This window comes from Sphingomonas sp. NPDC019816, assembly GCF_050274375.1.
Taxonomy (GTDB): Bacteria; Pseudomonadota; Alphaproteobacteria; order Sphingomonadales; family Sphingomonadaceae; genus Sphingomonas.
Window position 1 is genome coordinate 1 of record NZ_JBNNOB010000147.1, and the last position, 8,564, is coordinate 8,564.

Sequence of the window (8,564 nt, forward strand, 5' to 3'; positions counted from 1 at the left end):
CGGCTTTTGGTATCAAGCCCGGGGCCCCACCTCCGTTCAGGCTGAGCGAAGTCGAAGCCCACGCCCCCGCCTCAGAACAACCGCCCCCCATTGGGCACACCCAAGTCCGGCACAATCAGCACCACTTCCCCATCCGCATCGGGAAAGCCCAGCGTCAGCACCTCCGACATCATCGGCCCGATCTGGCGCGGCGGGAAATTCACCACCGCCGCCACCTGCCGCCCCACCAGCGTCTCCGGCGTATAATGCCGGGTGATCTGCGCCGAGGAGCGCTTCACCCCGATCACCGCGCCGAAGTCGATGGTCAGCTTGATCGCGGGCTTGCGCGCTTCCGGGAAAGGCTCGGCGGCGATGACGGTGCCGACGCGGATGTCGACCGCCAGGAAATCCTCGATCCCGATGCGGGGCGCAGGCGCGTCAGAAGTCGACATTGTCGTAATGGATCGGCGGGGTGACCATCTCCATCCGCTCGGACAGCAGCGGGCGGAAGGAAGGGCGGCTCTTCAGCCCGCGATACCAGCGCGCGGTCTGCTCATGCCCCTTCCAATCGATGCCGCCCAGATAATCGGCGACCGAAATCTGCGCCGCCGCCGCCAGATCAGCGAGACTCATCGTCGCGCCGCCCAGCCAGTTGCGATGGTCGAGCAGATAATCGGTATAGTCGAGATGCCCGACCGCCGCCTTCATCGCCTCGCGCAGGCCCTTGGCATCCGGGCTGCCAGTGCGCGCGACGCGCTTGACCATGCGTTCGTGGAGCAAGGGGCCGGTCACGTCCTGATAGAAATGCGTGTCGAACCACGTCACCAGCCGCCGGATTTCGGCACGGCCGACGGCGGTGCCGTTGATCATCGCCGACTTCTCGACCGTCTCCTCGAAGAACTCGCTGATCGCCATCGAGTCGACCACGAGGACGCCGCGTTCCTCATCCACCATCACCGGGGTCTGGCCGGCGGGGTTCATGTCGAGGAACTCGTCACGCCGCTGCCACGGCGACTCGCGGACCAACTCGTACCCGACGCCCTTCTCACCCAGCAGCAGCCGGACCTTGCGAGAGAAGGGACAGAGCGGGAATTGATAGAGTTGCCACATATCCCCCATCTAAGCGGGCGCATGGGCCCGCGCCAACCCCGCCATGCATGTTTTCACGCCGCCGGGCGCGCGGGCCGGCGCAATCGTCGCCAGCCGATGACGACCCCGCTGACCGACATCACCAGCCCCGCGATCGACCAGAGCCACATCCACGCGTCCCAGGCGGGGCGATGCGCGGTCAGCCAAGGCCAGTCCCAGGTATGGAGCAGCGTATAGACCCAGCGATAGGCGCGCCGCGTGGCATCCTGTCGCTGGACCAGCGCGCCGCTCATCGGATCGACATAGAGCCAGGTCCGCGCCGCATCGTCGAACCGCAGCCGCAGCAGCGGCAGGCGCGCGGCGTCGGTCCAGTAGAAGTCGGGCCGCACCAGCGTCTCGGTCGTGGTCAGTCGACCATCGGGGACCAGCATCGCCGCCGAGGCCATGGCGCCGACCGGCCGGACGGGCGACAGCGTCGCATGGTCTAGCCAGCGCGGGTGCGGCGAGGCACGATCGATCGCGATGCGCGCCAACCCGCCGTCCGCGCTCCACTCAACGCTGCGCGCACCACCAGCAAGGCGGGCCAAGACGGCGATGTCCCCTGGCACGGCCGTTTGCCCCGCATAGTCGCGCATCGCCGCCACCGGCGCGGCACCGCCGGCAAAGACCCGCCCCGGATCGACCGACAGCCAGCCGCTGACGATCCAGGTGGTCAGCATCACCCCGCCCAGCAGGCCGCTGACATGATGCCACATCATCCACCCGCGATAGGGGGTGATCCGCCCGCCGCGATAGCGCCGCCGCCCGATCCGCATACGCAGGATGCCGATCCACATCCCCGTCAGCGCCACCGCGATACAGGGGCCGGAGACCCACATCACCACCTGCCGCCACATCGCATTGTCGCGCCGGACGATGGTGGGATAGAGCCAGTGCGGCACCGACCCCAGCCAGTTCCAGACACGCTGGTCCCGCGTCGTGCGCTGCATCGGCTGGCCGGTCAGGCTGGAGATATAGAGATGAGTGGCCTCCGCATCGTCGATCGCCGCCTTCCACAAAGGCCGATGCCGGTCGAAGCCGCCCGCGACCGTCCATTGATCGTCATCGATCCTTTCGACCGACATGACGGGGGCATGTTCGAAGCGTGCGGCGACACGGCGGACATATCCGGCGTCGACGGGGGCCGGCCTGGCCCCGCGCTGCGCCGGGATGATGCGTGTCTCCCCCTCACCGCCCTCGATCCGCCAGACCGGCTGACCGTCGCGCATCTCCAGCGTGATCCGCCGCGCGGTATCGGCGGGCATGTCCGTCACCCGCGTCCAGTCGATCGCCGCCGCCCCTGCCCAGCCCTGCGCCGGGCCGAGCGCGGGATAGGGGACATAGAGCATGACCAGCCCGCTCGCGAACCACATCGCGAAGAACAGGCACGCGACGATCCCCGCCCAGCGATGGGTGAGGAAGGCGAGCCGCAGCGCCGCCTTCCCCCAATGCCGGTCAGAACGCGGCACGAAGCGCCACGTCCAGCGAGCGCGGCCGCCCCAATATCCATTGCCGATCACCATAAGCGGTGACGGCATAGGCCTTATCGAACAGATTATAGACGCGCAGGTCGACCGCCATATGCGGGCTCAAAGCATAGGACAGCGTGCCGTCCACCGTCGCATAGCCGGGAATGCGGAACGCATTGTCATTGTCGGAGAAGCGCCGCCCGACATAGCGCAGCCCGGCACGCGCCTGCAGGCTGCGTGTCGCATCCCAGCGCAGCCAGAGATTGCCCAGCGCCTCTGGCACATCGGGCGGCGTACGGCCGGTATAGTCGGCCCCGCCCGAGCGGAAATCGTCGAACCGCGCATCGAGCAGCGTGCCATTGGCCTCTACCCCGAAACCCTGCGGCAAATCGACCGACACCGCCGCCTCGACGCCTTGCGCCGATCGCTGCCCGACCTGTTCGACCGGGCTCGATAGCGTGCGCTGCGCCAGCAGCCCGGTCTTGACGATCCGATACGCCGCCAGCGTCGCCATGCCGCGCCCGCCCAGGAACGACAGCTTGGCCCCCGCCTCGACCTGGTTGCCGCGCGCATTGCTGAACGCCACCTGCCCCGTCGACACGGTGGTCAGCGTGCTCAGCGGATCGACGCCGGTCGCATATTGGCCGTATAGCGACAGGGTCGGCAGCGGCTGATAGACGATCCCCGCCCGCCATGTCGCGTTGCGGAAGGTCTTTTCAAAGGCGAAGCGGTCGGTGCGCACGCCCCCCGGATAGGCGATCGCCCAGCGGCGTACCTGATTCTCCTCATAGCGAAAGCCGCCGACCACCGACCATTTCGGCCCCAGCGTCACCCGGTCCTCGGCGAACACCGCCAGCGCGGCGGTGCGGGTGCGGTATCGCGGCGCGATTCCCTGCGTATCCAGGAACCGGCCCGGATCGAAGGCGAAGGGGTCGACGCCGTCCTCCTGCGCCACCGATCCGAAGTCGTTCTCATGGGTGAAGCGGACCAGATTGGCGTCCGCCCCGATGACGAAGGCATTGGCGATACCCGGCGCCAGCGATGTGCGCAGCGTCACGCTCGCCTGATCGCCCCATTGGGTCTGGTCGTGGCGGATACCGTAATTGCTGCTCCGCCGGATCGTACCGGGCCGGCCGGGCGATCCGTCCGCGCAGGCCCCGGTGCTGCCGACCCAGCAATAGCTTTCCAGATTGCGCCAGAAACGGTCACTGGTCAGATAATAGGCGATGTTCGACACGCTGACCGTCGCGCTCGGCGTCCAGTCGACTTGGACCGAGGCGCGGTCGTCGCGAAAGCGCATCCGCGCGTCGCCGACATTATAGTTGCGCTCGCGCACCGCCAAATCGAGCCGTCCGTCGATCAGCGGGGTGCCGAAATAGGTGATCGGCCGCTGTTCGCCATGATCGCCGCGGATCGTCACCGCCAAGGTCGGTGATGGTTTCCACGACAGCGTGCCCGACAAGGCGACGCTGCTCGAATCCCCCCGATCGACATAGCCGTCCGAGCGGCGATAGCTGGCGTCGACACGGTAGGACAACGTGTCCCCCACCGGCCCGCCGATCCCGGCCGCCGCGCGAAAACTGTCTTGCGCGGCATAGCCGATCTCGGCCTGCCCTTGCGTCCTCGCAGTCGGCTTGCGCATCACGACGTTGACCGCACCGCCCAGCGCCCCCTGTCCATAGAGGACCGAGGCGGGACCACTGAGGACATCGATCCGCTCGACCATCCAGGGATCGGTCGGGAAGGTGATGGTCCCCGCCGCCGGGAACAGCCGCACGCCATCGATCAGTTGCAGCACCGACCCCTGCCCCGAAAAACCGCGCGCGGACAGGGCGGTGCCGCCATTGCCGGGATTGGCGACGCTGGCGATGCCCGGCGCGCGGCTCTGCGCCTCGACGATCGACTGGTCGCCGCGCGCGCGGATCGTCTCGCCATCGAGCGTGGCGATACTGGCGGGCGTTTCGAGCGGCGTCAGCCCCAGGCGACTGGCGGTCGCATTGGGCGTGTCCAGCACCGGCCTGGCCCGTGTCCCGATGACCAGTACCGATCCGTCGCCGACGTTCTGCTCGTCGACGGGCTGCGCCATCGCCGGACCACCCATCAGGATCAGAGCGGCGCCCGCCACCAGTCCCGAACACTTAGCGTTGTAGTTACGATATAACATTCTATTGCCTGTAGCGTCATATTGCGAACAAGCCGAGACCCCTCGTCCATTTCCGAACGATCGGGTGCCATGCATGCTGGACGCTGATTTCCGCACTCTCATGGTCACCCACGCGCCTCCGCCACCATTGGCGTCGCTCGTCGGAAAGGACCTTAGCCATGGCCATCCCCTGGGCCCGGCATGAGCGACCTGACGCCGGCAGGTCTCCTGGCTCACGGGTCGTCACGGGCGTTGCGCCTTCCCAGGTTGCCCCAGTGGCTGGACCGACCCTCGGGGGTCGATCCGTGCAAGTCCGCTCTCCGCTTACAGTTGCAGGGACAGCCTCGGATTCGGGCTTTCGCCCTCACCGCGTTCCCTTTTAATCCCCCTTGTCGGGGGAACCGGCGCGATCACGACCGGATCGTTCCGGCCGCGTCCTGCTTGCGCGATGGTGGAGGGAGCGTCAACCCGATGCGGTCGCGCCCGATCCGCGCTATCGCGGGCGTCATGGCACGCAAGACCCGCTATCTGACGGCAACCATGCCCGACGGCTATGTGAAGACGATCGGGCCGACCGCATCGCCCTTCACCCATTACTGGCGCATCGTCGCCGATCTGGGCAACGGCAGGACCGAGGTGTTCTGGGGCCATGCCAAGTCGCTGAAGGAAGCGACCGGCAAGAAGGATGCGGCGGCCGATGCGGCACGACAGCGCGGCTGGACCGGCTTCGCCTTCGAGGTGGTGGAGGTGGTAGAGACGACCGAACCGCCCGGTGCCGACATGCCCGGCCGCAAGGGCCGTCGACGCTGACACGACAACGGGGGCGGTCGACGACCACCCCCGCGCGATCCGGGCGATGCCGGCGGCTTATCTCTTCGGCTTGTCCTGCCCCGAGGCATCCGACACGGCAGCCCCGGCGGAGCGCAGGTCCCTGCCCGCGCCGTTGACGGTGTTGCAGGCCGACAGGGCGAGCATGGCGCACAGGGTGGCGCCAAGGGCGATCGTCTTCATGGTGATGATCTCCTGTTTCACGGAAAGTGCGGCGGGCCCGATACGCCGGCCCGCCGCGGTTACTCAGCGCAGACGGCGGCGAGTGGCCGACGTTGCGCCAAAAGCGGCGGCACCGGCGCCGACCAGCAAGGCGAGCACCAGGAGGAAAGACGTCTTCGACGCCGCGCCGGCGGCGGCATCGGCCGCGTTCTTGGCGGCCTGCACCGCTTCGTTCCTGGTCTGGACGAAATCGGCCTTGGCCTGGTTCACCTGCGCCTGGGCCTGCTCACGGCTGATGTTGCGCTGCGCCGCGACGATGCCCACGACACGGTTCTTGGCACGGACACCTTCCGGTCCGCCGCGCGCCATCGCCGGCAGTTCCTGCGCGATTGCCTTCTGCGCCTGCTCGGGCGTCATCTGCGCCGGGTTCGACGGCGTATCGCTCAGATACTTGGCCGCTTCCTGGCGCACGTCGCCTTCATCGACGCCGGCCACCTCGGCCACCTTGGGCGCGGCCGCGCCGACGGTCGAGCCCGCCGCGCCGGCCACCGCGCCCAACGTGCGGAACGCGCCACCGATGATGCCGCCGACCGCCGAGGTCAGCAGGTACAGGGTCAGGATCAGCGTCACGCCCCACACGACCAAACCATGGACCAGCGCATCGAAACGGTCGGACACCCCCGACACGCGTGCGGCGGCATAGCCGCCGGCACCCAGCGCGACGACCGTCGTGATCAGCCAGTAGAGGCCGGCACCGATACCGAAGCCGGTCGCACCCGGCGTCGAACCCTCGACCGGATCGACCATCGACAGGCCGATGCCCGTGCCCAATATGCCCATCACCAGCTGAACCGCGACGGCGATCACCACGCCCGCGAAAATGGCGCCCCAGGATACCCTGTGGCCCAGCCGGCCGACCACGCCATCGTCAACCGGCACTATGCCGGGGTTCACATTGGTTGCCATATTCACTCCTGTTCGATGATTGCGCGCAAGCGGGATCGGACCGTGCGCAGCGCCCGGTCTCCGCCGCGACGACGGGTGTTCTCGATGGGTTTTCGAAAGGCATCGCCCCCGGCCACGGGGGCCCCCGCCGGGGCGATGCCGGGAAAGGGGTTCAGTCGCGCCGGCCGTGGACCAGCCAGCCGATCGCATAGCCGCCCAGCGCCGCGGCGACCGCGAACGCGATGCTTTCGTGGCCGCGCACTATGGACCGAGCGTTGCGCGCCCCGCGCCGCACCGCATCGGTCGAGCGATCAGCGGCGTCGTTCACCTGTTCACGGGCGTGCTCGATCAGGCTCGGGGTCGTGTCGGCGACGTCCCCGGCGACCGACTGGGCACGGCCGAACAGATTTTCCGCGCCGCCCGCGACCTGATCGGCGATGCCGGCCACCTTCCAGTCGCGGCTGTCGACCACGTCGCCCACGGCCTTTTCCACCTTGCCACCGACATAGCGGGCACCGCCATGCAGTTCATGCTTGTTCATGATCATGTCCTTCGGATGAGGGAATGGGGTGGGGCCTACGGTGCCACGCCGCAGCCTGCGGCGGCCTTGCCGACTTCCAGGGCGATGCGTGGATCCTTGATTTCGCCCGCGACGCGGATCAGATCGCCGGCCGTCAGCCGCCCTGGATCGGCATCGTCGCGCCGATAGGCGGCGGCCGCCTTGCCCAACTGGCTCAGCTGTCCCAGCGACAGGTTGCGCTCCAGCCGCTGGCCGACACAGGCGGATCGCTGGCTGTCCAGGCCATAGCGTTCCAACCCCGTGGCGATCCGGGTCGATGGCGCGGTACAGGCCACGATCAGGCTGCACATCGCGATGCTGGCAAGAATTCGGGTCAACCGTTGCCTCCTCGCGACCAGCCACGATATGCGACCGGTCAGGCACTCTTAACTTATGATAAATTAAGTCGTTCCCGACAAATTTTGCCGCGCCAACTGTTTTCCGGGCCTACCAAGCCATGGTCAGCGACAGGGTTGCCTGTGGGATCACCGTCGCCGTACTGCCGCCGGGCGCGTCGAGCAGACGCAGGCGATCGTCGCGGACCAGCGCCAGCATTTCCGCCTGCAACGTCGCCTTGCTGCCGGCCAGATCGATGGGTTGCGCCAGCGTCAGCCCGCCGCTGGCATAGCCGCGATTGCCGGTCCCCGCGCCGTAAAACCCCTGCCAGCCCATGCCCGCCATCAATGGGACGCTCAGCGTGGGGCCATCCTCCTCATCGGACAGATCCAGCGACGGCGATATCCCCGCGATCGTATAGACGCCGCCATCGCCTTGCGTCCGGCGCGTGATCGCCGCACGGGGCTTCCATCGACCCAGCGCGTCATCGCCGGTGTATGACAGGCTGAGGCTGGCTTCATGGGTGGTCGATGCGACGCCGTTGGGGCTGGCCTTGATGGCATAGAGCGCCGCCACGTCGAGCCCTGGGACCGGCCGCCAGGCCAGCCCCAATATCGTGTTGCTCTCATACCAGCTACGCGGCGCCGCGCGCTCGTCGCGACCGGGCGCATGGAAGCCGTTCGAGTTCTGCCCGATGACGAACAGATCGGCCCGGCCGTCCTCGCCCCGCCGCAGCACCACCGCTCCGCCCAGCGCGACATGCACCGGCATCCGCCCCAGACCGGCATTGTCGTCGTCCAGCGCACCGCGCGCATAATCGCCATTGCGCAGGTCGAATGACAGGACGGGGTGCCAATCGGTCGCTTCGTCCGCGACGTCGATCCCGGAGAGCGTCGCATCCTCCGTATCGGCGAAGGGGATCTGAGGTGGTCCCGCCTTCTTGGACAGGTTTGCGGCTAAGTTAAGCTAATCCCGGTTGTCATTCACGCCGCCTGTTTGATCATCAGATCATGGG

The 8,564-nt window shown here is 67.7% G+C and carries 10 protein-coding genes and 1 riboswitch; of the genes, 1 reads left to right on the top strand and 9 read right to left on the bottom strand.

The window, feature by feature from the left end; genetic code table 11:
* Positions 1 to 71 precede the first annotated feature (71 nt).
* From ACQKJZ_RS16500 to ACQKJZ_RS16515, 4 genes are read right to left on the bottom strand one after another with little or no spacing between them, the layout of a single operon-like run.
* A complete protein-coding gene (locus ACQKJZ_RS16500) occupies positions 72 to 431 on the bottom strand; it encodes a tRNA-binding protein (RefSeq protein WP_427732443.1) in 360 nt (119 codons plus the stop codon).
* Positions 418 to 1,089: a glutathione S-transferase family protein gene (locus ACQKJZ_RS16505; protein ID WP_427732445.1), complete on the bottom strand. Its 672-nt coding sequence runs from the start codon at positions 1,087 to 1,089 to the stop codon at positions 418 to 420. Before ACQKJZ_RS16505 ends, ACQKJZ_RS16500 begins: the two co-directional genes overlap by 14 nt.
* A gap of 53 nt (positions 1,090 to 1,142) precedes the next feature.
* Positions 1,143 to 2,645, bottom strand: coding sequence for a PepSY domain-containing protein (locus ACQKJZ_RS16510; RefSeq protein ID WP_427732447.1), 1,503 nt, complete (start codon positions 2,643 to 2,645; stop codon positions 1,143 to 1,145).
* Entirely contained in the window at positions 2,563 to 4,740 is a 2,178-nt protein-coding gene (locus ACQKJZ_RS16515) for a TonB-dependent receptor (protein WP_427732449.1), read from the bottom strand. Before ACQKJZ_RS16515 ends, ACQKJZ_RS16510 begins: the two co-directional genes overlap by 83 nt.
* Positions 4,741 to 4,920: 180 nt before the next feature.
* Positions 4,921 to 5,140: riboswitch (cobalamin riboswitch) on the bottom strand.
* Between the two features lie 86 nt (positions 5,141 to 5,226).
* Between ACQKJZ_RS16515 and ACQKJZ_RS16520 the strand changes: the two genes are divergently transcribed.
* A complete protein-coding gene (locus tag ACQKJZ_RS16520; protein WP_427732460.1) occupies positions 5,227 to 5,529 on the top strand; it encodes a hypothetical protein in 303 nt (100 codons plus the stop codon).
* A 57-nt stretch (positions 5,530 to 5,586) separates the two neighbouring features.
* Here the strand turns inward: ACQKJZ_RS16520 and ACQKJZ_RS16525 are convergent, their stop codons facing one another.
* From ACQKJZ_RS16525 to ACQKJZ_RS16545, 5 genes are all read right to left on the bottom strand, one after another.
* A complete protein-coding gene (locus ACQKJZ_RS16525) occupies positions 5,587 to 5,730 on the bottom strand; it encodes an entericidin A/B family lipoprotein (protein ID WP_312487658.1) in 144 nt (47 codons plus the stop codon).
* 63 nt (positions 5,731 to 5,793) lie between these two features.
* On the bottom strand, positions 5,794 to 6,675 hold the full coding sequence (locus ACQKJZ_RS16530; RefSeq protein ID WP_427732452.1) for a hypothetical protein: 882 nt from the start codon (positions 6,673 to 6,675) through the stop codon (positions 5,794 to 5,796).
* A gap of 151 nt (positions 6,676 to 6,826) precedes the next feature.
* Positions 6,827 to 7,195: a CsbD family protein gene (locus tag ACQKJZ_RS16535; RefSeq protein ID WP_427732454.1), complete on the bottom strand. Its 369-nt coding sequence runs from the start codon at positions 7,193 to 7,195 to the stop codon at positions 6,827 to 6,829.
* 35 nt (positions 7,196 to 7,230) lie between these two features.
* A complete protein-coding gene (locus ACQKJZ_RS16540) occupies positions 7,231 to 7,551 on the bottom strand; it encodes a hypothetical protein (protein WP_427732456.1) in 321 nt (106 codons plus the stop codon).
* Between the two features lie 109 nt (positions 7,552 to 7,660).
* Positions 7,661 to 8,320 carry a hypothetical protein gene (locus ACQKJZ_RS16545; RefSeq protein WP_427732458.1) on the bottom strand — a complete coding sequence of 220 codons (660 nt, stop codon included), beginning with the start codon at positions 8,318 to 8,320 and terminating at the stop codon, positions 7,661 to 7,663.
* Positions 8,321 to 8,564: the final 244 nt, after the last annotated feature.

What these genes read in the sequence shown, in the direction of transcription:
- ACQKJZ_RS16515 (WP_427732449.1), bottom strand. Translation starts at nt 4,740, where the DNA reads ATGTTATATCGTAACTACAACGCTAAGTGTTCGGGACTGGTGGCGGGC.
- ACQKJZ_RS16525 (WP_312487658.1), bottom strand. Translation starts at nt 5,730, where the DNA reads ATGAAGACGATCGCCCTTGGCGCCACCCTGTGCGCCATGCTCGCCCTG.
- ACQKJZ_RS16520 (WP_427732460.1), top strand. Translation starts at nt 5,227, where the DNA reads ATGGCACGCAAGACCCGCTATCTGACGGCAACCATGCCCGACGGCTAT.
- ACQKJZ_RS16545 (WP_427732458.1), bottom strand. Translation starts at nt 8,320, where the DNA reads ATGCCGGTGCATGTCGCGCTGGGCGGAGCGGTGGTGCTGCGGCGGGGC.
- ACQKJZ_RS16530 (WP_427732452.1), bottom strand. Translation starts at nt 6,675, where the DNA reads ATGGCAACCAATGTGAACCCCGGCATAGTGCCGGTTGACGATGGCGTG.
- ACQKJZ_RS16505 (WP_427732445.1), bottom strand. Translation starts at nt 1,089, where the DNA reads ATGTGGCAACTCTATCAATTCCCGCTCTGTCCCTTCTCTCGCAAGGTC.
- ACQKJZ_RS16500 (WP_427732443.1), bottom strand. Translation starts at nt 431, where the DNA reads ATGTCGACTTCTGACGCGCCTGCGCCCCGCATCGGGATCGAGGATTTC.
- ACQKJZ_RS16510 (WP_427732447.1), bottom strand. Translation starts at nt 2,645, where the DNA reads ATGCCGTCACCGCTTATGGTGATCGGCAATGGATATTGGGGCGGCCGC.
- ACQKJZ_RS16535 (WP_427732454.1), bottom strand. Translation starts at nt 7,195, where the DNA reads ATGAACAAGCATGAACTGCATGGCGGTGCCCGCTATGTCGGTGGCAAG.